Source organism: Bradyrhizobium sp. YCK136, assembly GCF_044570075.1.
In the GTDB taxonomy this organism is placed as follows: Bacteria; Pseudomonadota; Alphaproteobacteria; order Rhizobiales; family Xanthobacteraceae; genus Bradyrhizobium; species Bradyrhizobium diazoefficiens.
The window spans coordinates 2211908-2237024 of record NZ_CP172424.1 but is presented as its reverse complement, the minus strand read 5'-3'; the positions used below and the strand labels follow the sequence as shown (position 1 = coordinate 2237024).

Annotated in this window: 33 protein-coding genes; 18 read left to right on the top strand and 15 right to left on the bottom strand. The window is 65.1% G+C overall.

Annotation, left to right across the window (positions count from 1 at the left end):
* Positions 1-95 precede the first annotated feature (95 nt).
* On the top strand, positions 96-791 hold the full coding sequence (locus ACFLEY_RS10510; protein ID WP_060908641.1) for a glutathione S-transferase family protein: 696 nt from the start codon (positions 96-98) through the stop codon (positions 789-791).
* 104 nt (positions 792-895) lie between these two features.
* On the opposite strand, the gene ACFLEY_RS10505 is transcribed toward ACFLEY_RS10510, so the two are convergent.
* Positions 896-1330: a hypothetical protein gene (locus tag ACFLEY_RS10505; RefSeq protein ID WP_060908642.1), complete on the bottom strand. Its 435-nt coding sequence runs from the start codon at positions 1328-1330 to the stop codon at positions 896-898.
* 469 nt (positions 1331-1799) lie between these two features.
* Here ACFLEY_RS10505 and ACFLEY_RS10500 point away from each other — a divergent pair, with 469 nt between their 5' ends.
* The 4 genes from ACFLEY_RS10500 to ACFLEY_RS10485 all read left to right on the top strand — a co-directional run bounded on the left by ACFLEY_RS10500 (position 1800) and on the right by ACFLEY_RS10485 (position 3825).
* Positions 1800-2183, top strand: coding sequence for a RidA family protein (locus ACFLEY_RS10500; RefSeq protein ID WP_011089407.1), 384 nt, complete (start codon positions 1800-1802; stop codon positions 2181-2183).
* Positions 2184-2326: 143 nt separating this feature from the next.
* On the top strand, positions 2327-2587 hold the full coding sequence (locus ACFLEY_RS10495; protein WP_060908643.1) for a hypothetical protein: 261 nt from the start codon (positions 2327-2329) through the stop codon (positions 2585-2587).
* A gap of 241 nt (positions 2588-2828) precedes the next feature.
* The gene (locus ACFLEY_RS10490; protein ID WP_060908644.1) at positions 2829-3080 is read left to right on the top strand and encodes a hypothetical protein; all 252 of its coding nucleotides are present in this window, start codon (positions 2829-2831) and stop codon (positions 3078-3080) included.
* A gap of 106 nt (positions 3081-3186) precedes the next feature.
* Entirely contained in the window at positions 3187-3825 is a 639-nt protein-coding gene (locus ACFLEY_RS10485) for a hypothetical protein (RefSeq protein WP_060908645.1), read from the top strand.
* Positions 3826-3954: 129 nt separating this feature from the next.
* Here the strand turns inward: ACFLEY_RS10485 and ACFLEY_RS10480 are convergent, their stop codons facing one another.
* Positions 3955-4440: a molecular chaperone DnaJ gene (locus ACFLEY_RS10480; protein ID WP_060908646.1), complete on the bottom strand. Its 486-nt coding sequence runs from the start codon at positions 4438-4440 to the stop codon at positions 3955-3957.
* A 111-nt stretch (positions 4441-4551) separates the two neighbouring features.
* Between ACFLEY_RS10480 and ACFLEY_RS10475 the strand changes: the two genes are divergently transcribed.
* Positions 4552-5319 carry an SDR family NAD(P)-dependent oxidoreductase gene (locus ACFLEY_RS10475; RefSeq protein WP_060908647.1) on the top strand — a complete coding sequence of 256 codons (768 nt, stop codon included), beginning with the start codon at positions 4552-4554 and terminating at the stop codon, positions 5317-5319.
* A gap of 283 nt (positions 5320-5602) precedes the next feature.
* Positions 5603-5848, top strand: coding sequence for a helix-turn-helix domain-containing protein (locus ACFLEY_RS10470; protein WP_011089412.1), 246 nt, complete (start codon positions 5603-5605; stop codon positions 5846-5848).
* Positions 5849-5874: 26 nt separating this feature from the next.
* On the opposite strand, the gene ACFLEY_RS10465 is transcribed toward ACFLEY_RS10470, so the two are convergent.
* On the bottom strand, positions 5875-6159 hold the full coding sequence (locus ACFLEY_RS10465; protein ID WP_060908648.1) for a hypothetical protein: 285 nt from the start codon (positions 6157-6159) through the stop codon (positions 5875-5877).
* A 158-nt stretch (positions 6160-6317) separates the two neighbouring features.
* Here ACFLEY_RS10465 and ACFLEY_RS10460 point away from each other — a divergent pair, with 158 nt between their 5' ends.
* Positions 6318-6836: a collagen-like protein gene (locus ACFLEY_RS10460; protein ID WP_060908649.1), complete on the top strand. Its 519-nt coding sequence runs from the start codon at positions 6318-6320 to the stop codon at positions 6834-6836.
* Positions 6837-6916: 80 nt separating this feature from the next.
* Here ACFLEY_RS10460 and ACFLEY_RS10455 read toward each other — a convergent pair whose 3' ends face one another.
* Together ACFLEY_RS10455 and ACFLEY_RS10450 are read right to left on the bottom strand one after the other, a co-directional pair.
* Positions 6917-7138 carry a hypothetical protein gene (locus tag ACFLEY_RS10455; RefSeq protein ID WP_028176308.1) on the bottom strand — a complete coding sequence of 74 codons (222 nt, stop codon included), beginning with the start codon at positions 7136-7138 and terminating at the stop codon, positions 6917-6919.
* Between the two features lie 96 nt (positions 7139-7234).
* Positions 7235-7501 (bottom strand): DUF2277 domain-containing protein, encoded by a 267-nt coding sequence (locus ACFLEY_RS10450; RefSeq protein ID WP_060912679.1) that lies wholly within the window; start codon positions 7499-7501, stop codon positions 7235-7237.
* Between the two features lie 124 nt (positions 7502-7625).
* Between ACFLEY_RS10450 and ACFLEY_RS10445 the strand changes: the two genes are divergently transcribed.
* The 3 genes from ACFLEY_RS10445 (at position 7626) to ACFLEY_RS10435 (ending at position 9894) form a co-directional block, all read left to right on the top strand.
* A complete protein-coding gene (locus ACFLEY_RS10445) occupies positions 7626-8687 on the top strand; it encodes an alpha/beta fold hydrolase (protein ID WP_060908650.1) in 1062 nt (353 codons plus the stop codon).
* Between the two features lie 174 nt (positions 8688-8861).
* Entirely contained in the window at positions 8862-9215 is a 354-nt protein-coding gene (locus ACFLEY_RS10440; protein WP_060908651.1) for a hypothetical protein, read from the top strand.
* 76 nt (positions 9216-9291) lie between these two features.
* A complete protein-coding gene (locus ACFLEY_RS10435) occupies positions 9292-9894 on the top strand; it encodes a pyridoxamine 5'-phosphate oxidase family protein (RefSeq protein ID WP_038966396.1) in 603 nt (200 codons plus the stop codon).
* A gap of 130 nt (positions 9895-10024) precedes the next feature.
* Here the strand turns inward: ACFLEY_RS10435 and bfr are convergent, their stop codons facing one another.
* From bfr to ACFLEY_RS10420, 3 genes are all read right to left on the bottom strand, one after another.
* Complete coding sequence (bfr, locus tag ACFLEY_RS10430) at positions 10025-10513, bottom strand: bacterioferritin (protein ID WP_011089420.1); 489 nt, start codon at positions 10511-10513, stop codon at positions 10025-10027.
* A gap of 133 nt (positions 10514-10646) precedes the next feature.
* Positions 10647-10919, bottom strand: coding sequence for a bacterioferritin-associated ferredoxin (locus ACFLEY_RS10425; RefSeq protein WP_011089421.1), 273 nt, complete (start codon positions 10917-10919; stop codon positions 10647-10649).
* Positions 10920-11081: 162 nt separating this feature from the next.
* The gene (locus ACFLEY_RS10420; RefSeq protein ID WP_028176313.1) at positions 11082-11384 is read right to left on the bottom strand and encodes a hypothetical protein; all 303 of its coding nucleotides are present in this window, start codon (positions 11382-11384) and stop codon (positions 11082-11084) included.
* A 134-nt stretch (positions 11385-11518) separates the two neighbouring features.
* Here ACFLEY_RS10420 and ACFLEY_RS10415 point away from each other — a divergent pair, with 134 nt between their 5' ends.
* Both ACFLEY_RS10415 and ACFLEY_RS10410 read left to right on the top strand, forming a co-directional pair.
* A complete protein-coding gene (locus ACFLEY_RS10415) occupies positions 11519-11854 on the top strand; it encodes a hypothetical protein (protein WP_038966395.1) in 336 nt (111 codons plus the stop codon).
* 210 nt (positions 11855-12064) lie between these two features.
* Entirely contained in the window at positions 12065-12346 is a 282-nt protein-coding gene (locus tag ACFLEY_RS10410) for a hypothetical protein (protein WP_011089423.1), read from the top strand.
* Between the two features lie 83 nt (positions 12347-12429).
* On the opposite strand, the gene ACFLEY_RS10405 is transcribed toward ACFLEY_RS10410, so the two are convergent.
* Entirely contained in the window at positions 12430-13656 is a 1227-nt protein-coding gene (locus ACFLEY_RS10405; RefSeq protein ID WP_060908652.1) for a lytic murein transglycosylase, read from the bottom strand.
* A gap of 7 nt (positions 13657-13663) precedes the next feature.
* A complete protein-coding gene (gene ettA / locus ACFLEY_RS10400) occupies positions 13664-15313 on the bottom strand; it encodes an energy-dependent translational throttle protein EttA (RefSeq protein ID WP_011089425.1) in 1650 nt (549 codons plus the stop codon).
* 236 nt (positions 15314-15549) lie between these two features.
* Here ettA and ACFLEY_RS10395 point away from each other — a divergent pair, with 236 nt between their 5' ends.
* Both ACFLEY_RS10395 and ACFLEY_RS10390 read left to right on the top strand, forming a co-directional pair.
* Complete coding sequence (locus ACFLEY_RS10395) at positions 15550-15765, top strand: hypothetical protein (RefSeq protein ID WP_060908653.1); 216 nt, start codon at positions 15550-15552, stop codon at positions 15763-15765.
* A gap of 131 nt (positions 15766-15896) precedes the next feature.
* Positions 15897-16859 carry a D-2-hydroxyacid dehydrogenase family protein gene (locus ACFLEY_RS10390; RefSeq protein ID WP_060908654.1) on the top strand — a complete coding sequence of 321 codons (963 nt, stop codon included), beginning with the start codon at positions 15897-15899 and terminating at the stop codon, positions 16857-16859.
* A 58-nt stretch (positions 16860-16917) separates the two neighbouring features.
* Here ACFLEY_RS10390 and ACFLEY_RS10385 read toward each other — a convergent pair whose 3' ends face one another.
* Positions 16918-18120: a L,D-transpeptidase gene (locus ACFLEY_RS10385; RefSeq protein WP_039185840.1), complete on the bottom strand. Its 1203-nt coding sequence runs from the start codon at positions 18118-18120 to the stop codon at positions 16918-16920.
* A gap of 368 nt (positions 18121-18488) precedes the next feature.
* On the opposite strand from ACFLEY_RS10385, the gene ACFLEY_RS10380 reads away from it, so the two are divergent.
* Positions 18489-19256: a hypothetical protein gene (locus ACFLEY_RS10380; protein WP_211434168.1), complete on the top strand. Its 768-nt coding sequence runs from the start codon at positions 18489-18491 to the stop codon at positions 19254-19256.
* A gap of 2 nt (positions 19257-19258) precedes the next feature.
* Here ACFLEY_RS10380 and sseA read toward each other — a convergent pair whose 3' ends face one another.
* The 3 genes from sseA to ACFLEY_RS10365 all read right to left on the bottom strand — a co-directional run bounded on the left by sseA (position 19259) and on the right by ACFLEY_RS10365 (position 21957).
* Complete coding sequence (gene sseA / locus ACFLEY_RS10375; RefSeq protein ID WP_028174595.1) at positions 19259-20110, bottom strand: 3-mercaptopyruvate sulfurtransferase; 852 nt, start codon at positions 20108-20110, stop codon at positions 19259-19261.
* 125 nt (positions 20111-20235) lie between these two features.
* The gene (locus ACFLEY_RS10370; RefSeq protein WP_018641027.1) at positions 20236-20649 is read right to left on the bottom strand and encodes a rhodanese-like domain-containing protein; all 414 of its coding nucleotides are present in this window, start codon (positions 20647-20649) and stop codon (positions 20236-20238) included.
* Positions 20650-20781: 132 nt separating this feature from the next.
* Entirely contained in the window at positions 20782-21957 is a 1176-nt protein-coding gene (locus ACFLEY_RS10365; RefSeq protein WP_011089432.1) for a VWA domain-containing protein, read from the bottom strand.
* Between the two features lie 152 nt (positions 21958-22109).
* Between ACFLEY_RS10365 and ACFLEY_RS10360 the strand changes: the two genes are divergently transcribed.
* Together ACFLEY_RS10360 and ACFLEY_RS10355 are read left to right on the top strand one after the other, a co-directional pair.
* Positions 22110-22355 carry a GlsB/YeaQ/YmgE family stress response membrane protein gene (locus tag ACFLEY_RS10360; RefSeq protein WP_011089433.1) on the top strand — a complete coding sequence of 82 codons (246 nt, stop codon included), beginning with the start codon at positions 22110-22112 and terminating at the stop codon, positions 22353-22355.
* 107 nt (positions 22356-22462) lie between these two features.
* On the top strand, positions 22463-23305 hold the full coding sequence (locus tag ACFLEY_RS10355; RefSeq protein ID WP_060908657.1) for a MoxR family ATPase: 843 nt from the start codon (positions 22463-22465) through the stop codon (positions 23303-23305).
* A gap of 53 nt (positions 23306-23358) precedes the next feature.
* On the opposite strand, the gene ACFLEY_RS10350 is transcribed toward ACFLEY_RS10355, so the two are convergent.
* The gene (locus tag ACFLEY_RS10350; RefSeq protein ID WP_082755408.1) at positions 23359-24366 is read right to left on the bottom strand and encodes an IS630 family transposase; all 1008 of its coding nucleotides are present in this window, start codon (positions 24364-24366) and stop codon (positions 23359-23361) included.
* Positions 24367-25117 lie beyond the last annotated feature (751 nt).

The window sequence follows — 25117 nt, the reverse complement described above, 5'->3', positions numbered from 1 at the left end:
AGGACGACAACGTGGGTTTGACGATTTCCGCCGGCCCATTGCGTCCGTCTCCCCGCCCCTGCATGCTGCCTCCGCCAACACGGAGGAGCCCGCTCATGCTGACGCTCTACTCCTACCCAAAGCTGTTCGGCGTCGCCGACAACAACGGCTACGGCCTCAAGGTCTACGCCTTCCTGAAGCTCGCCGGCGTGCCGTTCGTGCACGAGCATGTCTTCGATGCCTCCGCCGCGCCGCGCGGGCAGCTGCCCTACATCGTCGACGACGGCGAGACCATCGGCGACAGCGAGACGATCATCGCGCACGCCATCGCAAAATATCACCTGAGCATCGATGCCGGGCTTTCGCAGGACGCACGGAGGACCAATCACTTCGTCACCCGCATGCTGGACGATCTCTACTGGGTGATGTCGTACTCGCGCTGGAAGGACGAGCGCTACTATCCGGCGTTCCGCGACGCCTTCATCGCGCAGCATCCGCAGATCGACGCGGAAGGATTCGAGAAGGCGAAGGCGTACAACGCGCAGCGCTATCATTTCCAGGGCATCGGCCGCTACACGCCGGAGCAGGCCTATGCGCGGGGCCTCGCGGACCTCGAGGTGCTGGCCGAGATCGTGCCCGCCACGGGCTTCGTGCACGGCAAAGCGCCGACCAGCTGTGATGCGGGCATCTACGGCTTCATCGCCAACATTTACTACTTTCCGATCCCGACGCCGCTGAAGGCGTTCGTCGATGCGCACACCAATCTCGTCGCGCATTGCGAGCGGATTCATGCGGCGGTGACGGGAGCGTAGGGAGCCGTAGGGTGGGCAAAGCGAAGCGTGCCCACCAACTCTTGCGTCCGAGCTGACACCGATGGTGGGCACGGCGCTTACGCGCCTTTGCCCACCCTACGCACCTACCGCATCGTGATCGCAAGCCCGCTGAGATCCGCGTTCGCCATCAGGCCGGTCTGGTAGCCCGACAGCTCCAGCACCGCGCCCTTCTGGTTGGTGAGCACGATGGCGCGGGCGCCGCGGCCGACGGCAAGGCCGGCGCCGGCGGCGCCGTAGACGCCGGCGACGTCAGAGGGACGGTTGATGTTGGAGACGCGGCCGCGCAGCACGGTCTTGGAGCCGCCGAACACGAGGCCGTAATCGAGCCCGCCGGTGGAGAGCGCATAGGAGCGGCCGCGGAAGTTCAGGACGCCCGAGCCGCCGGAGCCGCCGATGATCCAGCCCGCCTTGTAGATCGTCAGCACCACGGTGCCGCCGTCGGCCAGCGCCGAGGTCGAGAGCCCGGCAAGCGCCGCGATGGCGACCAGCGCGGCGCGAAGGGTGGATGCGATCTTCATGGGGCGTCTCCGGGGGATATTTTTCAAGGGAGGGATCGAATCAGACGCAGCGAATCTATCCGATCGATCGCGGCGGCAACATGATGGGGGGCGTTAGGTGCAGCAGCGCATTCAGCTGTCATCGCCCGCGCAGGCGGGCGATCCAGTATTCCAGAGACGGCGGTGGCTGAACGGGAAGCCGCGGCGTACTGGATGCCCCGGTCAAGCCGGGGCATGACGGCGGAGCTTGGTGCCGCAGGACGGGCAACTTCATGATGCCATTCTGCCCCTGTTTTGCCCGACGGAGCAAGCGATTGCTTCGGCGTTACCGAATTCAAAAAAGCCCAATGATTTCGGCGTGATCCTACTGTGCATGGGGTTGTTTTCGCGGTTTTCGTTTTTGCCCCCCTGCGCCGCCCCCTCATGGCGATTGCAAGTCCCCCGCATGTCGCTACGCTGACGGGCCCTGCACGACCCCCGAGGTGATCCCATGCCGATCCAGCATTTCGCGCCCCCGCCGCATGTGAAGGCACCGCCGCTGTCCTTTGCGACGCGCGTCGGCGATCTCCTGTTCGTCTCCGGCATTCCCGGCTTCGACGGCAATGGCGCGCTGCCCGACGGCTTCGAGGCGCAGTTCGCCAACGTCGCCATCAACATCAAGCGCGTGCTGGCCGAGGCCGGCGCAACCGTCCGCGATCTCGTCAAGGTCAACGTGCTTCTGACCCGTGCCTCCGACGTCGCCGCCATGAACGCGCTCTATGCCGGTGCCTTCGGTCCGCCGCCCTATCCGGCACGCACCACCTGCGTGGTGCACGCGCTGCCCGATCCGCGGATGCTGATCGAGATCGAGGCGGTGGCGTCGCTTTCGAAGTGAGCAGTGTGACTTGCCGGGCACGCGGCCAAACCAAGTGCCCTGCATCGCCTGACATGTCCGTGAACGGCGGCTCCCCGGCTTGCAAAGGACCGGCTTTTACCGCACGAATTTTCGGGTCACACTTCCCCACAAGGAGATTTTTCATGCGTCGCGTTCTCGCCCTCTGTGCCGTTGCCGGCATCGCCACCTCCGTCTTTGCCGTACCGGCCTTGGCAGCCCCCGGCTATTACGTGATCCGCTGGGACAACACCGGCATCTGCCAGGTCTGGAACGAGGACCTGAAGTACAAGCCGTTCCAGTGGGGCGCCTCGACCTACAAGGTCGTCAGCAAGCCGCTCCCGACCTTCACGGCCGCCTCCGACCTCCAGATCAAGCTGCGCGGGGAGCGCCGCTGCACGCTCTGAGCCTGACGCGACAGACGGGATTTGAAAGGGCGGATCGCGCGAGCGATCCGCCCTTTTCTTTTGGCGCGCGGCCGCTCATTTTCCGGCCGAAATCCCGCATTTCCGGCGCACGCGCCTTGAACCTGATCAGCAGGCGGAACTACTCACATCTTGTCCGGGGCGCGCTCCCCCAAAGCGCCCCGCACCACCCCTCCCGTCATTGTCGGGAGGCGCATCACATCTTTCATTTGAGGAGCTGATCATGCGTCGTATTTCCGTGCTGTGCGCTGCCGCCGGTCTTGCCGTCACTGCCTGCGTCGCCGCGAGCCCCGCGGAGGCCAGCTATCACCTGATCCGCTGGCAGGACACCGGCTTCTGCCAGATCTGGGACGAGAGCATCCCGACCACGCCGTGGCCCTCCGACTACGCCCGCGTCAGCGCCACCGTGCCGACCTTCGTCGACGCACTCGCGCTGAAGGACCACGCGTTGAGAAACGGCCACTGCACCTGGTAGGATTCGATCGGCGGACGACAAGGGTCGGGCAAGGATGCGATGCCAGCATCCTTGCCCGATCGCGTTTCCATCCAGCGTTTCTATTCAGCTCCCGCGGGATCAATCGATGCGCACGCTCATCACGACGGCAACCATCCTCGCTGCATCGCTCGCACTCGTCTCCACATCGCCGGCGCAGGCGCCGCAATCCTTCCGCGTGATCTCGCCGATCTTCGGCCAGCTCGTCAGCTTCGCGATGCCGTCGAACTTCGTCGCGGTGTTCGAGAACACCAAGGGCGGCCACTACATCCGCGAAGCCGTGCTGAGGGGCGAGACGCCGGAACGCTGGACGCAGATGATCACGGTCACCGGCGAGAAGGGCATGACGCTGACTCAAGGCACCTCGCCCGAGGCACTCGCAGGCTCCATCGCCGGCGGCTTCAAATCGGCCTGCCCCGACAGCTTTGCGGCACAGCCGCTCGGCGCCACGAATTTCGGCCGCTTCGAGGGTTTTGTCGCGGTGATCGGCTGCGGCCGCGTCGACAGCGGCCCGACCCGCCACAGCGAGACCGCGCTGCTGGTCACGCTGAAGGGCACGACCGACTACTACACCATCCAATGGGCCGAACGCGGCCCCGAGAGCGACGAGCCGCCGGTCAATGACGAACGCTGGCAAATCCGCCTGCGCGAGCTCGGCCCGATCGAGCTCTGCCCGATCGTACCAGGTGAAGCGGCGCCCTATCCGAGTTGCGTGAGCAAGAGCTGAGATTAGAAACAGCGCAGACGCCGTAGGGTGGGCAAAGCGAAGCGTGCCCACCATTCCATCCATCGCGAAGATGGTGGTCACGGCCCAAATGCGTCTTTGCCCACCCTACGAGATCTCGTCTGAGCGCTCTCACGCGTCCTTGTGCGCGCCGGGATGGATCAGGAGGTCGCGCGCGGCGGCGAGGTCGATGAAGGCTTCCGCGCTGCCGCCGCGGTCGGGATGCATGCCCTTGGCGGCGCGACGGTAGGCCTGGTTGATGTCCTCGCAGGTGAGCTGCACCGCGAGCGGCAGGCCGAGCACCTTGCGGGCGCGATCCTCGCTCGAGAGTTTCTTCGGCGTCGCGTTGCGGCGGCCGAAGCGCGGCGCGGTCAGACCATGAACGACATCGAGGACCACGCCGAGGCGGCGCTGGGCTGCCAGCATGACGCTGCGATCGTCATTGTCCACAGCCTGGCGCAGCACCGGAAGCGCCTGCTCGGCGGCCTGTCGCAGCGTGACATCGGTGCTCATCCGCGCGATCTCGGCTATGAGCCGGCCCGCCTCGGCCCAATCGACCGGCTCCGCCGACCGCAGGCGCTCGAGCGCCAATTTCCAGGATTCAAGCCGTTCCATCATGCGCGCAACGTTTAGCAATGAGAATCAGTATGCCAAGGCCGCCGTTTCCGACCCCTTAATTTCGAGTTAGCCTTTCATGAAATTTCGAAACGAATCCGGGAGGAAAATGTCATGGCATTGCTTGCAAATCACATCGCCGTCGTCACCGGCGCCGGTTCCGGCATCGGCCGGGCGATCGCGGCCGGCTACGCGCGCGAGGGCGCACAAGTGGTGCTGCTCGACGTCAACGCCGGCACCGTCGCGGAAGGGGCGCAGGAGATCCGCAAGGCCGGCGGCAGGGCCGAGAGCTTCGCGCTCGACGTGACCCGGCGCGACGACTGCTTTGCGCTGGCCAGGCAGGTCGCCGACAAGGTCGGGCAGGTCTCGATCCTCGTCAACAATGCCGGCATCACCCGCCGCAACGCCTTCACCGCGGAGACGGAGACGGTGGCGAAGGACTGGAACGACATCATCTCGCTCAACCTCAACGGCGTCTTCAACATGACGCAGGCCTTCCTCGCTCCCTTGCGCGCAGCCAAGGGCCGCATCGTCAATATCGGCTCGATCCAGTCCTTCGTGCATCTGCGCACGCCGAGCTCGGCGGCCTACACCACCTCCAAGCACGGCGTGCTCGGCTTCACCAAGGCGCTCGCGGCCGAGCTCGGCAAGGAAGGCGTGCGCGTCAACGCGATCGGGCCGGGCTTCATCGAGACCAACATCAACGCCAATGCGCGCGCCACCAATCCGGCGCTGGTGCAGGCCTTCGTCGATCACACCCCGCTGGCGCGCACCGGCAAGCCCGAGGACATCGTGGGTCCCGCGATCTTCCTAGCGTCGGATATGTCGGCCTACGTCACGGGAACGATCGTGATGGTGGACGGCGGATATCGGACGGTGTGAGGGGGACGCTTTCACCACCCGCTCAGTGTCATCGTCCGCCTTGTGCGCAATTGCGCACTGGGGCGGGGCATGACACCGAGTGCGGCGCAAGATACGTCCGCATCACCATGCATCTCGCGCCAATCGCGGCGGCTTCGCGGCAATCCCAAGGTCAATTGGTGCGATCGCCCGCGGTTAACCTTTCATTAACCAAACCCGCCCACCGTGGATTTACGGCTTGGGGGTCGTTTGTTCTCGATCCGCTTCCAACGATGGAAGCGGGCGTTGGTCGGGAGGTATATTGATGACCACTGTTCATGTCGCCGCGCCGCAGGGCGCAGAATTCCTTGCTCCAAACCAGATCGTTCCGCTGCTGATCGGTGCGACCGTCGACGAGGTCGAGCGCGAGCTCGTGCTCCAGACGCTCGCCCGCTGTGACGGCAATCGCACACGCGCCGCGCGCGTGCTCGGCCTGTCGGTACGCACGCTGCGCAACAAGATCAGGCTCTATGCCGCCTCCGGCATCGTCGTGCCGGCCTATCAGGACTAACCAGCGCGTGGCCGCGCGGAGGTCGATCAGTCCGCCGGCGGCGGCGCGCGGCGCGACGATGTGCTGCGAAACAGCCAGCGCAGCTCCTGCTGCAGGTACGCGCCGGCGAGAACCGCGAGCGCGATGATCGCGACCGCGGCCGCGATCAGCTCGATCGCGCGGAGAACGAAGGCCGTCATGACAGCCCATGACCCCTGCGGCTCTTCGGCGAAAGCAACCGGCACGATATCGGGCACCAACAGCTGGGCAAGGCCGAGCGCAGCGGCAAAAGTGACTGCAGACAAGCAGAACATTTTCCACGCTTCGCGCATCGGTCGCTCCTCGTGAGGTTGTGGCCGCGCGCCCTTCAGTGACACGCCATCGCGTGCCGCCGGTTGATGTTGATCAAGCGTGGTGCGATGCGCGGACAGAATTGCTGCTGTCGTCAAACGACGCTAAGTAGCTTGCTTCCGGTCAAGGGAGCAGTGGCGTGGCAGACGAACAGAAACGGCAGGGACCCCAGGGTCCGCGCGGGCGGCAAGGCGAGCCGGGACGGCCGGGACCGCAGGGTCATCCGGGCCGGCGCGGCCCGGACGGCGCGCGCGGCAAGCCGGGACCGCAAGGCAAGCCGGGACCGATCGGAAAGGCTGGCCCCGCAGGCAAGCCCGGCCCGCAAGGCAAGCAGGGCGAGGCCGGTCCGCGTGGCACTGCCGGGGCGCAGGGACCTGTCGGACCGCAAGGCCCAGTGGGTCCGCAGGGCCCGCGCGGCGAGGCCGGCCCGCCCGGCCAGTTGCCGTCGATCGAGCAGGTATTGCCCTGGCTCGAACAGCTCTTCGACGCCTGGGACGAGCGCCGCCGCCAGCGCGAGCGTGAAGCCGCCGAGCGCGAGGCGCTGGAGGCCGCCGTGCAGGAAACCGACGAGCCGATCGCCGGTGACGAGAGCGACGACGGCGAAGACGACGACCACAAGAAAAAGAAGAAAAAGAAGAAGCACGGCAACAGGGATTAGTGGCCGCGGCTCAGCAAGAGCGGGTCCCGGCTCTGCGGCGCACCGCTGAAGAAGCGCCGCGTCCGGGACACGGGCCCGGATCAGGAAGCCCTTGAGGAATCATCCTTGCGTGGCAGCATGCCCATGCGCTCGAACTGCCAGCGCATGGCGCGATACCAGAGATAGCCGACCGCCGCGCCGCACAGCGCCAGGATGACGACGCTCGCGCTCGAGAACGAACCGCCCCACCACATCATCCACGCAGTCCACAGCAGCGTGAAGATGATGGCACCTGCTTTGAGCGGAAGAAGGGGGCGGGTCATGGTCGTGCTCCGGGTTGGCAAAACCCCGGCAGACATCATCGCAAGTCGAGGTGCCCCATACCGTGAGCCAGATCACGGAACGGGACAGTGGATCCGCTAGCCAAAGCGCAGCCGCGAGCGCTCCTTGGCCCTTTCCGCCTCGACCTCGCGGTCGCGCGCCGGCGCAAGGGTGTGCAGCGAGGTGAGGAGCTTTCGCGCCGCCTCCGAGACCTCGGCCACGGCGCGGTCGAACGCCGCCTCGTTGGCCTGCGACGGCCTGTTGAAGCCCGACAATTTGCGCACGAACTGCAAGGCCGAGGCATGGATCTCGTCCTCCGTCGCCGGCGGCTCGAAGTTGAACAGCGTCTTGATGTTGCGGCACATGCAGTCTCTCCCGATGTTTTCCTCGAGGACGATCGGCGGAACCAAAATCCTACATCCTTCCGGAGAGTTTTGCTAAGATCGCCGCAACGCGGCCGCCGGATACGAGCCGCATGGGGAGAGAAACATGAAGACTTCTTGCGCGGCGCTGTCGGCCATTCTGCTGTCCATCTCGGCGTCGGCGATGGCTGCCGATTATCCTGCACCGAAACAGGGCGACTGGATCGCCAGGGATTTCAAGTTCCACACCGGCGAGGTCATGCCGGAGTTGCGGCTGCATTACACCACCGTCGGCGAGCCGAGCGGGCAACCGGTGCTGGTGCTGCATGGCACCGGCGGCTCGGGCGCAAGCATGCTGACGCCAAGCTTCGCCGGCGAGCTGTTCGGCGCGGGCCAGTCGCTCGACGCCACCAAATACTACATCATCATTCCCGACGGCATCGGCCATGGCAAATCGTCAAAACCGTCCGACGGCATGAAGACCGGCTTTCCGAAATACGACTACGACGACATGGTCGAGGCGCAGTACCGCCTCGTGACGGAAGGACTCGGCGTCAAGCATCTGCGGCTCGTCATCGGCAATTCGATGGGCGGCATGCACACCTGGCTGTGGGGCGAGAAATATCCGAAGGCGATGGACGCGCTGATCCCGATGGCCTCGCAACCGACCGAGATGGCATCGCGCAACTGGATGCTGCGGCGGATCATGCTCGACACCATCCGCAACGACCCCGACTACAATGGCGGCAACTACACCAGCCAGCCGCGCATGATGAAATACGCCGTCACCGCCTACGGCATCGCGAGCATCGGCGGAACGCTGGCCTATCAATCGCAGGCGCCGACGGCGGCCGAGGCCGACAAGATCGTCGACGAGCGGCTCGCGACGCCGATCACGGCCGATGCCAACGACTTCGTCTACCAGTGGGAGTCCTCGCACGACTACAATGCCGGGGAGAAGCTGGAGCAGATCGAAGCCTCGTTGCTCCTGATCAACTCCGCCGACGACGAGCGTAACCCGCCGGAGACCGGCCTCACGGACGCGGCGATGAAGCAGGTCAAGAACGGCCGCCTGTATCTGATCCCCGCCAGCACCGAAACGCGCGGTCACGGCACCACCGGCAATGCAAAGTTCTACAGCGAGCAGGTCAGGCAATTGCTGCAAACCGCGCCGCAACGGACGATGTAGAATCGGCGGGCTGCACGTCCTCATATCGCAATGCATCATGTGCGGCGCCTCTCGCACCGCATATTATTTGAGCATGCAATGCGCTGACAGCTCGGGCTTAATCGCGTCAACGACACGAATCGAGGCGCGGAGCGATCGCGCGCCATTGGCACGACACGCGATGAGGAGGATCGCATGCGCAGGCTCGCACTGTGCGTTTGGCTGGCTGCGATGACGGCGCTGACGAGCGCGGCGCTTGCGTTCGACAACGGGCAATATGATCACGTCTCGCCCGACATCCGCGCTTGGTTCAAGAGCGTGATCGCGCCGAACGGCGTGCCCTGCTGCGACATCTCCGACGGTCATCGCACGGACTATGACGTGCGCAACGGCGCCTATTGGGTACCGATCGAGGGACAGTGGATGGCAGTGCCCGAACGCGCCATCATCCGCGACCGCGGCAACCCGGTCGGCCAAGCCGTGGTGTGGTACGTCCACCATCGCGGCACCATCATCATCAGCTGCTTCGTGCCCGCCGATGCAGTGTAGCGCGTCGTGATGGATTTCATTGGCTGGGGCGGCCCGATCGGGTAGCTTGCCCCCAAGCTGATGCGGAGGCACGCCGTTGACCGATCTTTGCGCCGAAGACCTCGCCACCATCTATGCCAAGCCGAGCCCGCGCGTGATCGCGAAGGCACGTCCCGCGATCGATGCGCATGCAAAGAAGTTCATCGAGATGTCGCCGTTCTGCGTGCTCGCGACGTCAGGCGCGGACGGCAGCGTCGACGCCTCGCCGCGCGGCGGCGGCATCGGCTTCGTCCACGTCGCCGGCCCCAACCAGCTGCTGATGCCCGACCGCTCCGGCAACAACCGGATCGACAGTTTTCGCAACGTCGTCGAAGGCTCGGGCTTCGTGCATCTGCTGTTCTTCGTCCCCGGCATCGACGAGACGCTGCGCGTCGGCGGGCGCGGCACGCTGTCCGCCGATCCGGATCTGCTTGCCTCGATGGTGGAATTCGGCAAGCCACCGCGCGCGGTGCTGAACGTCGCGGTCAGCGAAGTCTATTTCCATTGCGGCAAGGCGCTGATGCGCTCGAAGCTGTGGTCGCCGGAGAAGGTGCAGCGCTCGGTGATGCCGAGCATCGTCGAGGTCATTCACGACCAGACGGGCTTGGGCGAACCGGAGAGTCAGGAGATCGTGGAAGAGCGCTACAAGCAGCAGCTGTAGGCGCGCTTTCGTTCCGCAAACAGATCGTCATGCCCGGGCTTGTCCCGGGCATTCACGTCTTCATTGCGCGCAGCACGGGGATGGCCGGGTCAAGCCCGGCCATGACGAATGGAGAGCCCGCGGTCGGAGCTTAATGCCCCTCGCCCTCGAGCCCGCCGACGTGCTTCTGGGTGTAGAGCTCGAGGCCGATGCGGCCGATCAGGTCGAGCTGGGTTTCGAGGAAGTCGATGTGGTGCTCCTCGTCGCTCATCAGCTTCTCGAACAGGTCGCGCGTGACGTAGTCCTTGACGCCGTGGCAGTAGGTCGCCGCTTCCTGGTAGAGCGCCCGCGCGCTCATCTCGGCGGCGAGATCGCACTCGATGATCTCCTTGACGTTCTGGCCGATGCGCAGGGGATCGAGCACCTGCATGTTCGGGAAGCCGTCGAAGAACAGGATGCGCGCGGTGAGCTTGTCAGCGTGCTCCATCTCCTCGATGGATTCCTTGCGCCAGACCTTGGCCATGTCCAGCAGGCCCCAATTGTCGAGGAAGCGGTAGTGCAGCCAGTACTGGTTGATCGCAGTCAGCTCGTGACGCAGTGCCTTGTTGAGGTAGTCGATGACTTTTGCGTCGCCCTGCATGGTTCACTCCAGCTCTTGCAGTCCAACTCGATCCTAAACCGAATTTAGAATGCTTCTAAATGAGATTGCGGAAGGGGGCAACCGGCTACGGGGACGCAGCGGGGGAAAAGCTCAGCCGACAGCGCGGAAGATTTCAGCAGGCCGCGAGCGCGAACTGGGCGGACTCGGCCGTCTCGTCATTGGCGGCCACGGTGTGGCTGTGCGGGCAGCCGGAGCAGCAGGACTTGGCGCACGGGCCAAGCGCTTCATCGATGATGGTCTTGATCGTCCGCGCGCAGCGGCCGCATTCGGCGCTACAGCCGAGGCAGCCATAGACCTGCTTGGCATGGCGCACGGCGTCGTCGGACTCGGCCACAGCGGCGCGGATGTCGTCATCGCTCAGCACGTTACAGGAACAAACGATCATGGAAGCGGCAGGCCCTTCGGTGATGCGCCATCATCGATATTTAACGGGCCAGCCGGATGCAAAGGGAAAAACCGGTATCTGAAGCTATTCCAAACTGACCCGGAAACAGCCTAGTACGGCTCTAAAACAGGGTGTTGCGCTGGATCAAGATGGCGGCCGGATCTAGTCGCCGCCACCGCCTCCCCCACCGTCGCCGCCGCCTCCGCAATCCCCGCCGCTGCTGCCGCTATCGCTGCTGGAACAGCTGCCGGTGTCGGTCGAGTTCCCCGAGCTGTCGCTGGAAAACCAGCTTCCCAGCGAGAAGCCGTCGCTGGTCCCCGAATAGCTGTCGCCGCCGCCATCGCTGCCGGCCCCTGCGCGGGAGCGGCGTTGGCCGCGATTCTGGAGGTGGGTGATCCAGCCGTAGCCGATGGCGAAGACGATCCCGGCAGCAATCAATGCATTGATCATCGCGTTGCCCATCATCGCCTCCCTGGCGGAGCTGCGGTCCACACCAATTCGTCGCACCCGGCCAAGGTGCCGTTCATTGATCATTCAAACGAAGTATGGAACTTTACCCCCCAAAGAGTTCCCGCGTGTTTGTGCGAAAGGTCAAGCCAATGAAGAAGTCGCTCCTGGCAGTCGCTGCCCTCACCGCTGTGGCCCTGACGGCCGGGACGCCGGCCCATGCGCAGCGCGGCGTCGCTGCCGGCGTGGCGGCTGGGATCATCGGCGGCGCCATTGTCGGCGGCGCGCTCGCTTCCCCGTATTATTACGGACCCGGGCCGGGCTACGCGTATGGTCCGGGTTATGGCCCTGGTTACTACCCGCCCCGCTACTACGCGCCGGGCCCGGGTTATGCCGCCGACGACTATTACGGCGGTTGCGTCTGGCAGAGGCAGCGCTTCTGGGACGGCTATGGCTGGCGCGTCCGCCGCGTCAGGGTCTGTGGCTGAGGCGCCAAAAGCCGGTTCACGACGGATGCGCCGTTCATCTCGGAGCCCGAAAAAGACCGCTTTTTCTCGTCACAGCTCTGTGTGCGTTTACCGTGGATTGACCATTTGCGCGCTTCCTAGCTGCAAGGCTAATTCCATCAGAGTGTGCGTGAACCTTTGAACCCCGGGCGCCTCTAACAAGGGGACCCATCTCCCAGGAGAGCCAAGAGCATGAAGAAGACTTTAGTTGCCGCCCTCACGGTTGCGACGGTCGCCGGTTCGCTGGTGACCGCTGCTCCGTCCGCAAAGGCCCATGACGGCGTCGGCGCGGGCATCGCGGCCGGCCTGATCGGCGGCGCCATCGTCGGCGGCGCGATCGCCTCGAGCCGTCCGGCCTATGGCGGCCCCGTCTACGTCGCCGAGCCCCCGCCGCCCGCGCCCTGCTACTGGCAGCGCCAGCGTTACTGGGACGGTTACGGCTGGGTCATCCGCCCGGTTCGCGTCTGCTACTGATCTGATCGCCATGGCGCTCGTGAGCGCCGCGATCGAAGCCCGGCCGAGACCATCGGCCGGGCTTTTTCTTTTGGTCCCGCGCGCTATCGCGCCGCCTCGATCGAGCGCAGCACCTCTTCGCTCGGCCAGCAATCGACCTTCAGGCCCGCCGACTTTTGATAAGCACCGAGCGCTGCGCGCGTCTGCATGCCGGCCTTGCCGTCGATCTTGTCCTTGTAGAGCCCGGCGCGCGTGAGCCCGCGCTGCATGGTCTCGACATCCCTGGTGCGCAATTGCTTCGAGGCCGACCACGGCGTTGCGAAGGGCAACGGGCTCGTCATGCGGTCGCTGAGATGACCGACGAACAGCACGTAGAGGTCGGAGAAATTGTATTCCTTGATGACGAAGTAGTTCTTCGTGGTCAGGAACGACGGGCCGTAGATCCCTTCCGGCTGCAGCAACGAGGCCGGCTGCGCCTGCTCCGCGGCGCTGAGCTTTTGTCCACGCACCGGCACGAAGCCTTCGCGCAGCCATTGGCTGATCGGCTTCGTCACCTCTGGCACCCCGGTGGTGCAATCGACCTTCGCCGGCGCCTGCACCTCGTAGGTCCAGCGCACGCCGCTCTGCCAACCCTTGTTGACGAGTTGCTGGGCGGCGGAGGCGAGCGCATCCGGCACCGAGTGCCAGATGTCGATGCGGCCGTCGCGGTCGAAGTCGACGCCGTGCTTGTAATATTCGGACGGCAGGAATTGCGTGAGCCCGGTGGCGCCGGCCCAGGACGAGCGCATGTCCTTGCGCGTCACCACGCCCTCGCCGAGGATCTTCAGCGAGAGGATGAACTCGTTGCGATAGGTGTCCTTGCGGCGGCCGACATAGGCCTGCGTCGCCAGCACGCGCACCAAATCATACGGCAGCGTGTAGCGGCCGTAGTCGGTCTCGCGGCCCCAGATCGCGAGCATGACGGTCGCCGGCACGCCGGAGGTCTTCTCGATCTCGGTCAGCGCGGGACGATATTTCTGCAGGAGCCGCTGCCCCTCGCCCGCAAGGCGCGCGATCGAGGCGTCCCTGACGTAGTCGGCCGGCACCTGCACGAACTCGGCCTGCGACGGCGCACCGGTCGCCGGCCGGCCCGGCAGGATCAGATCCGGCAGCTTGTAGTCCGGCTCGAGCCCGCGCGTCTCTTGCTCGAACGTCGCGCGCGACACGCCGGCCGCCTGCGCCTCCGGCCAGAGCGAGGCGATGAACTGCGTGAAGGCGGCGTCGGCGGCGCGGGCGGACGACCAGCCGCAGGTGACAACGATCACCGCAGCGATGAGCGCCCGCCGCATCATGCCGCCATCACCGCGTCAGCTTCTTGTACTTCACGCGGTGAGGAATGATGCTGTCCTGGCCGAGCCGGCGCATCTTGTCCTTCTCGTAGTCCTGGAAGTTGCCTTCGAACCATTCGACATGGCTGTCGCCCTCGAAGGCCAGGATATGGGTCGCGATGCGGTCGAGGAACCAGCGATCATGGCTGATGATGACGGCGCAGCCGGCGAAATCCTCCAGCGCCTCTTCGAGCGCGCGCAGCGTGTCGACGTCGAGGTCGTTGGTCGGTTCGTCGAGCAGCAGGACGTTGGCACCGGACTTGAGCATCTTGGCGAGATGCACGCGGTTGCGCTCACCGCCGGAGAGCGCGCCGACCTTCTTCTGCTGGTCGGCGCCCTTGAAGTTGAACGACGAGCAATAGCCGCGCGAATTGACTTCCTTCTTGCCGAGCAGGATCAGCTCGTTGCCGCCGGAGATCTCCTCCCACACGTTCTTGTTGCCGTCGAGCGCGTCGCGCGACTGGTCGACATAGCCGAGATGCACGGTCTCGCCGACCGTGATAGTGCCCTTGTCTGGCGTTTCCTGCTTGGTGATCATCTTGAACAGCGTGGTCTTGCCGGCGCCGTTGGCGCCGATCACGCCGACGATGCCACCAGGCGGCAGCTTGAAGGTGAGATCGTCGATCAGCAGGCGATCGCCGTAACCTTTGCTGAGGCCTTCGAAATCGACCACGTTGGCGCCGAGCCGCTCGGCGACGGGGATGATGATCTGCGCGGTCTGGGTCTGCTTCTCGCTCGCCTGCTTCAGCAGTTCCTCGTAGCGCTGGTAGCGCGCCTTGGACTTGGCCTGGCGTGCCTTCGGCGAGGACGCGACCCATTCCTGCTCGCGCGCAATCGTCTTCTGGTGCGCGGCGTCCTCGCGGCCTTCCTGCTCCAGCCGCTTCTGCTTCTGCACCAGCCAGGACGAGTAGTTGCCCTCGTAGGGAATGCCCTTGCCGCGATCGAGCTCGAGGATCCAGCTGGTGACATTGTCGAGGAAGTAGCGATCGTGGGTGACGATCAGGATCGCGCCGGGATAGTTGCGCAGATGGCCTTCCAGCCACGACACCGACTCGGCGTCGAGATGGTTGGTCGGCTCGTCCAGCAGCAGAAGCTCGGGCTGGTCGAGCAGCAGCCGGCACAGCGCGACGCGGCGGCGCTCACCGCCGGAGAGTTTTGTGACGTCGGCATCGTCGGGCGGGCAGCGCAGCGCGTCCATGGCCTGGTCGACCTTGCTGTCGAGATCCCAGAGGCCCTGGGCCTCGATCTCGTCCTGCAGCTTGGTCATCTCGTCGGCGGTCTCCTCGGAGTAGTTCATCGCCAGCTCATTGTAGCGATCGAGGATGGCCTTCTGCTTGGCGACGCCCAGCATGACGTTCTCGCGCACGGAAAGCTTGGCATCGAGCTGCGGTTCCTGCTCGAGATAGCCGACGCGGGCGCCCTGGGCGACCCAGGCCTCGCCATTATACTCCTTGTCGAGGCCGGCCATGATCTTGAGCAGCGTCGACTTGCCCGAGCCGTTGACGCCGAGCACGCCGATCTTGGCGTCCGGGTAGAAGCTCAGATGGATGTTATCGAGCACCTTCCGGGTCGGGTAGCTCTTGGTCAGGCCCTGCATGAAATAGATGAACTGGCGCGCCATCGGTCCCGTGAAACCTTCGATTTGAGGAAATTTGCTTGCCGCCGATGTAGCGATCCCGCCCCCAAAGGGCAACGTTTTCCCTCCGTTCACCACGGATGAATACGGGACGGACACCATGCTGACGCCAATCCGGACAATTGAAACCATTTTTTAATAAAGCAGGCCAAAGCTCGTCACGGCGCCGAAAAAGACGCCACCCGCGGCAGAAGCGGCGGGGAGAACAGCGAGGCCGCACCATGGCTCTGACCGAGACCAATTCCTTTCCCGTTCCGGCAGAAGCCGGCAGCACCTCCGCGCTCGTCGCGGAGATCAAGGGCTTCTGGAAGGGCTTCTTCGCCACCGCCTTCAACCCCTACCGGCCCGAGCTGCACTACATGCGCGGCCCCGGCCCCGCCTGGCGCGCCAAGCACGGCATGGATGCGCCGGTCCGGTTGAAGCCCCGCGACCTCTGAGCCCTTTCCCCGCTATCGGATTTTTGAAGACGCGAGCTGCTTGCGCGCAGGTGTGATTGCGCGCAACCATGGCCCGGTTCCGACGATGGCCCCCGCCTGGCGCCATCACCTCTCGCCATGGATGAACGCTGATGACGCGGCTGCGCTGTGCAATTCTCGACGACTATTTCAACATCGCCCTCGACGTCGCCGACTGGCCGAAACTGTCCGACCGCATCGACGTCACCGTGTTCAGCCATCCCTTCACCTCGGAGCAGGCCGCGGCCAGCGCGCTCGCCGATTTCGAGATCGTCTGCGCGATGCGCGAGCGCACGGCGTTCCCCAAGAGCCTGTTCGATGGCTTGCCGAAGCTGAAGCTGCTGCTGACGTCAGGCATGCGCAACGCCTCGATCGACATGGAGGCCGCGAAGGCGAAGGGCGTTGCGATCGGCGGCACGCAATATTCCCGCGATCCCACGGCACCGCTGACCATGGGCCTGATCCTGGAGCTGACCCGCGGCATCGGCCGGGAGAATGCGCGCATGCATGCCGGCGAGCCCTGGCAGACCTTTGCCGGCGTCGAGATCGAGGGGCTGACGCTCGGCATCGTCGGGCTCGGCAAGCTCGGCAGCAAGATGGCGGGCATTGCGAAAGCATTCGGCATGAACGTGATCGCCTGGAGCCCGAACCTCACGCCGGAGAAGTGCAAGGCGGCCGGCGTCGGCTACGCCACCAAGGAGGAGCTGTTCGCCAAGGCCGACATCGTCACCATCCATGTGGTGCTGAGCGAGCGTTCGCGGGGACTGGTCGGCGCTGCGGACCTCGCGCGGATGAAGCCGACGGCCTTCCTCGTCAACACCGCGCGCGGGCCGATCGTGGACGAGCAGGCCCTGCTGGAGGCCTTGCAGCAGCGGAAGATCGCGGGCGCCGGCTTGGATGTGTTCTCGGTCGAGCCGCTGCCGGTCGACCATCCCTTCCGCAAGCTCGACAATCTCGTGCTGACGCCGCATCTCGGCTACGCCACCGAGGACGGCTTGCGCATCCATTACGGCCAGATGGTCGAGGCGATCGACGCCTGGACCAAAGGCGGCGAGCTGCCGCGCAAGCTGGCCTGAAACGAAAAGGGCGCGCCGACGGCACGCCCTTTTTTGATCTGAATTGTCTCGAAGCGCCTTAGCGCACGGTGACCGGTGCGGGCAGCGGCGGCACCACGGTCGGCTGCGTACCCGGGACGGGGCCGGCCTGGGCCGCCATCGGGGCCGGCGCACCGGGGGTGGGTGCGGCGGACGCAGTCGCCGTTCCCGGCGCCGGACCACCCGGCATCACCACCACGCGCGTGCCGACCTTGACCCGGTCGAACAGGTCCGAGACGTCCTCGTTCAGCATGCCGATGCAGCCGGAGGAGACGAACTTGCCGATCGTCGAGGGCTGGTTGGTGCCGTGGATGCGGTAGACGGTCGAGCCGAGATACATCGCGCGGGCGCCGAGCGGATTGCCGGGGCCGCCGGCCATGAAGCGCGGCAGATAGGGCTGGCGCTCGATCATCTCGGTCGGCGGATGCCAATCCGGCCACTCGGCCTTGCGGGTGATCTTCTGCACCCCGGTCCAGGTGAAGCCGTCGCGGCCGACGCGGACGCCGTAACGAACCGCGCGGCCATTGCCGAGGACGTAGTACAGATAGGTGTTCGGGGTATCGACGATGATCGTTCCGGCCGGCTCCTTGGTCGCGAGCGAGACCTCCTGGCGGCGCAGGTTCGGCGGCAACTGTGCCGGCGCGGCGTCGGGCTGCTCCTCGGGCGGGAGCGAGGCGATCGCCATCGGCCGGCCATCGGCGCCAACCGGCGGCTGCCCTGCCTGGACCGCTCCGGTCGCGGCGGGACCACCGACGGCTTCCGGCGGACGCAGGCCGTCGCTGCCGGGGGCCTGCTGAGCGGGACGGTCGGCATAGATCACAGCGGGCGGGCCGGCGGGGCGGCCGTAGCGGGGATCGTCGGGCGACATCACCGGCCCCTGCGGCGGCGCAGCCGAGTAGACGGGAGCGCCGGCGGGACGGCCATAACGGGGATCATCCGGCGACATCACCGGCCCCTGCGGCGGCGCAGCCGAATAGACCGGAGGACCAGCGGGGCGGCCGTAGCGGGGATCGTTGGGCGAGATCGGACCGCCCGGGCCGGGCGGCGGCAGCGATGCCTGCGGCAGCGCGTCGTCGTCATCTTCCAGCGCGTCGAAACTCGGCGTGCGGTCGCCGGGGCGGTATTCAGCCGGAGCGCCGTAGCTCGGCGCCTGCTGGACCGGATAGCTCTGGGCCTGTGCGAGCGAGGTTCCCGCCGCAGCGACTGTTGCGGCAGCGCATATCGTCAGAAAATGTTTGATCATCATCGCTCTTGTATAGTCCCCAGGCCCTATCGGACCGCTAACGGCCAGATGACCGAAGATAGCGGCACATTCAAGACATTACAGGCCGATTTGCGCCGGATTTGCCGATTTGTGATCCGCAAGACTACCGTTGCTCCGTTGCATCACGGGGGCGGAAATCGCATTCCGCCGTGGATTGCCGGAGTCATCGACCCCGATTTTAAGGGAACGGCGCGGAGGGGTTGCGATATGTTCGAATCAGCCTGATTCGCCGCCGCTTTGAGCTCCGATTCCGCGTGGCGAACGCGGCAACCAGTACCGTCACCGCGTTCAGATGGCTCATTGGCCCTGGCCAGCTCGCCGCCGGGGCGGAAATTCGCAATCCCTCGATGCTTCCCGGCTTTCGCTTCCTGCTTGCCGCGATCCTGCTGTCAACCTCCATCCTGGTGTTCGGCTTGGGCACCGCCGCGCTGCTGCGGGCGAGCCACGAGCAGTATGTCAGCAACCCCTCCTGGCGGAACGGCCCGCAGGAGCGGATGTTTGCCCAGGCGTCCGAGCCGGCCCAGCCGGTGCTCGCGGCCTTGCGGGCGGAGCCGGAGCCGGCCGAGCCCACCGCGCCGTCGCTGCGCGACCAGGTGCCGACCATCGCCCTGCCGGTGAGCGAGCCCGATCAGGTCGCGGCGGTGACGAGTGAGGCTGACGCTCAGCCCCAGGTCGCTACACCTTCGGCTGACACCTCGGCCGCCGAACCGGCCAAGGCCGAGACGACGACGGAAGCCACGGCACCAGCTCCCACCGACACGCTCACCCCTGCCGACACCACGGCATCGATCCCCGAGGCCCCCCCTGTCCCGACCGCCGGCGCGCCGGCCCCGGCTGACCCTAGCCTCGCCCTGGAATCCTCGGCGCTCGATGCCGCCTCAGCCAGGATGGCTGCACTGAACGATCCCGCGACCACGGCCTGGAAGGATCCGCCGGCCAAGGCCAAGGCGGACAGCAGCGCACCGGACAGCAAGGCGACGAAGCCGCGGGCGAAGGCGAAGAAGCGGCACCGCGTGGTGCGGCGCCCGCCGCCTCAACAGCTGCAGCAGTCGCTTGACCCGTTTGGACAGCCGCAGCAGACCTTCGCTACGACGACCACGCGCGCGCGCCAGTAAGCTTACGCCGGCCCGGTCGCGACCGGCGGGCCGCCGGCCTGGCCCCATTCCGACCATGAGCCGTCATAGAGCGCGGTATCGGTGATACCGAGGCGATAGAGCGCGAGCGTCAGCACGCCGGCCGACACACCCGAGCCGCAGCTCGTCACGATCGGCGCATCGAGCTTGACGCCGGCACCGGTGAAAGCGGCACGCAGATCGTCGAGCGGCTTCATCGTTCCGGTCGCGGCATCGAACAGGAGATTGTAGGGCACGTTGCGGGCGCCGGGGATGTGGCCGGAGCGGATGCCCGCGCGCGGCTCGGGCGCGCGGCCCTCGAAACGGTCGGCGGCGCGTGCGTCGATCACCTGCTCTTTGTTGCTTTCGACGTTGGCGATGAGCTGCTGCATGCTGCGCACGCGTTTTGAATCATAGCTCGCCTTGAACGTCGCAGGCTTTGGCTTCACCTCGCCGCTCTCGACGGGACGCCCCTCGGCGCGCCACTTCTTCAGGCCGCCATTGAGGATGCGTACATTGCCGTGGCCGAAAGCCAGGAACATCCACCACGCGCGCGGCGCGGCGACCCAGCCGCCGGCATCGTAGATCACGACCGTGTCGGCATTACCGATGCCGAGATTGCCGACGTCGCGGCCGAACTGCTCGGCGCTCGGATACATATGCGGCAGCGGGTTGGAATGATCCGACACCGCGTCGACGTCGAAGAACACCGCGCCGGGCAGATGCGCGGCGAGATAGTCGTCCTTCGGCAGCGGCAGCACGCCCGGCAGCTTGAAGCTGGCGTCGAGCACTTTAAGGTTGGCGTCGTTGATATGGGCGGCGAGCCATTCGGTGGACACGAGGGGGTCGGGGGTCATCGGTCTTTCCTTGTCATTCCGGGGCGCGCGTAGCGCGAGCCCGGAATCTATCGCGCGGCAGAGATGGTGGATGAATGGATTCCGGGTTCGCGCTACGCGCGCCCCGGAATGACGAAGGGAGAGATCTAACCCTTCTTCTTCGGCTCCCACTGCTCCGTCGGGCCGCCGGCGTCGCGCCAGGCGGCGTAGCCGCCGGCGATGTGGGCGACGGGCTTGAGGCCCATGTCCTGCGCGGTCTTGGCAGCGAGCGCGGAGCGCAGGCCGCCGGCGCAGTGGAAGACGAACTTCTTGTCTTCCTGGAAGATCGGCTTGGCATAGGGGCTCTGCGGATCGATCCAGAATTCCAGCATGCCGCGGGTGCAAGCGAACGCGCCGGGGATGCGGCCGTCGCGCTCGATCTCGCGGGGATCGCGGATGTCGACGATGACGACGTCGCCGTTCTTGGAGATCTCGATGGCGTCCTTGGCGGTGAGCGTCTCGATCTCGGCATTGGCCTCGTCGATCAGCGCCTTGATGCCGCGGGTGATGGTCTGGGGCATGGGTCTTCCCTTCTTCTCTTCCGTCGTTCCGGGGCGATGCGAAGCATCGAACCCGGAACCTCGATCGTCACACTCCATCTCGAGATTCCGGATCGGCCGCTTTGCGGCCGTCCGGAATGACGGTGGAGGGCGCTAGTGCGTCAATTCCTTCATCGCACCCTCCAGCCCCTCGATCGTGATCGGGAACATGCGATTGGTGAAGATGCGCTTGATGATGGTGGTCGATTCCGAATAGTCCCAGTGCTTCTGCGCGACCGGATTGAGCCACACCGTATGCGGATAGGTGCGGATGATGCGGTCGAGCCAGACCGAACCCGGCTCCTCGTTGACATGCTCGACCGAGCCGCCCGGCACCATGATCTCGTAAGGCGACATCGAGGCGTCGCCGACGAACACGACCTTGTAGTCGTGCGGGTATTTGTGCAGCACGTCCCAGGTCGGCGTGCGGTCGGTGAAACGGCGCTTATTCTGCTTCCACACGCCTTCATAGAGGCAGTTGTGGAAGTAGAAATACTCCATGTGCTTGAACTCGCTCTTCGCCGCCGAGAACAGCTCCTCGACCTGCTCGATATGCGAATCCATCGAGCCGCCGATGTCGAAGAACACCAGGAGCTTCACCGCGTTGCGCCGCTCGGGCCGCATGTGCACGTCGAGATAACCGTGATTGGCGGTCTCGCGGATGGTGGTGTCGAGATCGAGCTCATCAGGCGCGCCGGTGCGCGCGAACTTGCGCAGGCGCCGCAGCGCCACCTTGATGTTGCGGATGCCGAGCTCGACATTGCCGTCGAGATCCTTGAACTCGCGCTTGTCCCACACCTTCACGGCGCGGTTGTTGCGGTTCTTCTCCTGACCGATGCGGACGCCCTCGGGATTATAGCCGTGGGCCCCGAACGGCGAGGTGCCGGCGGTGCCGATCCACTTCGAGCCGCCCTGATGCCGCCCCTTTTGCTCCTCGAGGCGTTTCTTCAGGGTCTCCATGAGCTTGTCCCAGCCCATGGCCTCGATCTGCTTCTTCTCTTCCTCGGTGAGATACTTCTCCGCGAGCTTCTTCAGCCACTCCTCGGGGATCTCGGCCTTGTCCATGGCCTCGAGCAGGCTCTCCAGCCCCTTGAACACGGTGCCGAAGACGCGGTCGAACTTGTCGAGATTGCGCTCGTCCTTCACCAGCGAGGCGCGCGACAGATAGTAGAAATTCTCGACGGTGTAGTCCGCGAGGTCAGCGTCGAGCGCCTCCATCAGCGTGAGGTATTCGCGCAGCGTCACGGGGACCTGCGCATCGCGCAGAGAAGTGAAGAATTGCAGGAACATGGGTGACAGATTGCCCGTCGGGGGGCGGACGTCAAGGGGCGCTTCATCTCTCCCATTGGGAGAGGTGAAGCGAGATCGCGAACGCTGCTGGACCGGGAGGCTTTTTGCTCTAGAATTGGCCACCTCACGGGGTTGTTTTGGGGACGTTTGCAATGGGAATTCTCGCAGCACTCATCATCGGCGCGATCGCCGGCTGGCTCGCCGGCAAGATTGTCCACGGGGCGGGATTTGGGCTGATCGGCAACATGGTCGTCGGCATCATCGGCGCGCTGGTGGCGGGCTGGGTGCTGCCTCAGCTGCACATCCAGCTCGCCACCGGCACGGTCGGCGCCATCGTGGATGCCACCATCGGCGCGGTGATTGTGCTCGTCATCCTTTCGCTGATAAAACGGGTCTGAAAGCCTGACCGAACCAGGAACGGCCGCCATGAGCGGCCGTTCCGTTTGTTGGACCAGGGCGATGCCTGCAGGGCAAGATCTGGGACGACGACCAACAAGGACGCGCGATGAAATTTACCGGCACCAAGGACTATGTTGCGACCGACGATCTCAAGGTCGCCGTCAATGCCTCGATCGTGCTGGAGCGCCCGCTCCTCATCAAGGGCGAGCCCGGCACCGGCAAGACGGTGCTGGCGGAGGAAGTGGCCAAGGCGCTGAACGCGCCGCTTCTGACTTGGCATATCAAGTCCACCACCAAGGCACAGCAGGGCCTCTACGAATACGACGCGGTGTCGCGCCTGCGCGACAGCCAGCTCGGCGATGCCCGCGTCTCCGACATCAGGAACTACATCAAGCGCGGCAAGCTGTGGGAGGCGTTCACCGCCGAACAGCGCCCGGTGCTGCTGATCGACGAAATCGACAAGGCCGACATCGAGTTCCCGAACGATTTGCTGCTCGAGCTCGACCGCATGGAATTCCATGTCTACGAGACCAGCGAGACGATCAAGGCGAAGCAGCGCCCGATCATGATGATCACCTCCAACAACGAGAAGGAGCTGCCGGACGCGTTCCTGCGCCGCTGCTTCTTCCACTACATCAAGTTCCCCGACGCCGACACCATGGGCCGCATCGTCGACGTCCACTTCCCCGGCATCAAGAAGCGCCTGGTGGAAGAGGCGCTGCGCATCTTCTTCGAAGTGCGCGAGGTGCCCGGCCTGAAGAAGAAGCCGTCCACCTCGGAGCTTTTGGACTGGCTCAAGCTGCTGCTCAACGAGGACATGAGCGTGGAGCAACTGCGCGAGCGCGATCCGCGCAAGCTGATCCCGCCGCTGCACGGTGCGCTGCTGAAGAACGAGCAGGACGTGCATCTGTTCGAGCGGCTGGCGTTCTTGAGCCGAAGGGAAGTGTAGGTCGGCGCGCCGCCAACCACACGCCCGGTGTCGTCCCGGCCTAGTACCCGGAATCAGAGCTGAGTGATACGGCGGCCTTTGAAACGGCGTTGACGGACCTTTTTCTTGGTCCAGACGAAGGGCTCGGCTCTGTCGTTGTATGCGTTGACGTAGGCATCGATGTGTTCCTGAAGCTGCTTGAGGCTCGTGAAGGAGGTGCCGCTGAGCGACTGCCCCTGCAAGATGGAAAACCATACTTCGACCTGATTGAGCCATGACGCACTTGTCGGCGTGAAATGAAATTGCACGTTGGGGTGGGCCTTGAGCCAGTCCTCGTTCTTTTTATGGGTGTTGAGGTTGTCGAGGATGACGTGAAGCTTGCGGTTCGGAAAAGCCGCGGTGACGCTGTTCATGAAATCGAGAAACTCGACGCGGCGCCGGCGTTTTGAATGGGTCGCGATGATCTTTCCGGTGGCGACTTCGAGCGCCGCAAACAATGTTGTGGTGCCATGCCGCTTGTAATCGTGGCTTTGGCCGGTCAAGGCGCGGCCATTGGGCAACTTCAGATAACCCTGCGCTCGCTCCAAAGCCTGGATCGAGGGCTTCTCGTCCACGCACAGCACAATGGCCTTCGCCGGCGGCGCGACATAGAGGCCGACAACATCGGCGGCTTTGGCCGTAAAGTTCGGGTCGTTGCTCTCGCACCAGGACTTGCGAGCCACCAGGTCAATCTTGTGGCTGCGCAGGAACCGCCAGACATATTGGACATCGACATCGCCCAGCGCCTCGGCCAGCAGGGGGCCGGTCCAGCGCGCAAACCCTTGCGGTGGCGGCTTATCCAGCAGCTTCAGAATCCGCTTGTCGGTCGTCTTCGTATAGATCGGCTGCTTGCCAGGCCGCGGCTTGTCTTGCAGCCCTTCAAGGCCATGGTCGGCATAGCGATGCCGCCAAAGGCTGACAATCCGCGGCTGGACCCCAACTTCCTTGGCGATCGACCGGGTGCTGCGCCCATCCGCCGCCAACAGAACTATCCGCGCCCGCTTCAAACTAGTGCGCAATTGCGCACGGGGGCCGGGACCCATACCGCGTGATTTATCGATAAGACTCCGGGGCCAGTACCGCCCACCAAACCACTCCCTGGGGTAATGGGTCCTGGCTTTCGCCAGGACGACGTTGGGGAGGCATTTGCGCGCTGCCTCAACCTCGTCATTGCGAGCTTCGCGGGCGATGACAGCGAGTGTGTGGTCGCAGACACGCCTTCGCAGCCTCGCGGCGCATTTCGCCCGAGCTTTGCTCTCTCCATCACACCCTCCAGGAAAGAGGGCGCAGGGAAGGCCGGGTGCCGGCTGGCACCCACGGTCCGCCGTGCGAAGGCACACGCAGAAAAACTGCACAGCGGCATACAGGTGAAGCCCAACACACGGCCTTCCCTGCGCAGTGGTCGGACGGCTTATGCCGTGCTCTCCCGGGAGCCGAGTTCGTTCTGGCCTCCCTCGTCCTCGCGGAATTCACCGACACCGCGCCGGTTGACGCGACTGTCGCATCCGCAAGAGCTTGACCGTAGCAACGACGGCCAGGACCACACGGTTTTGCCGTACGCACGCAGCGCCGTTCGTCCGCACGAAGTTTTGGGCTCACGGAGAGCAATCCGCCCTGCCCTCAGCCTCTCGCACACGACGCTGCCGCGTCCACCGCAACCCGGCCCGCGTTTCGAACGACTCGCGAACCGCCCCTCTTCGTCGGGCCGGGCTGGCTCGATGTATGCCGCAATTCCGAATTTCGGTAAAGTGGAATATTTTTGCGGGGAGGGATTGACGGGTGAGCGACACAGCA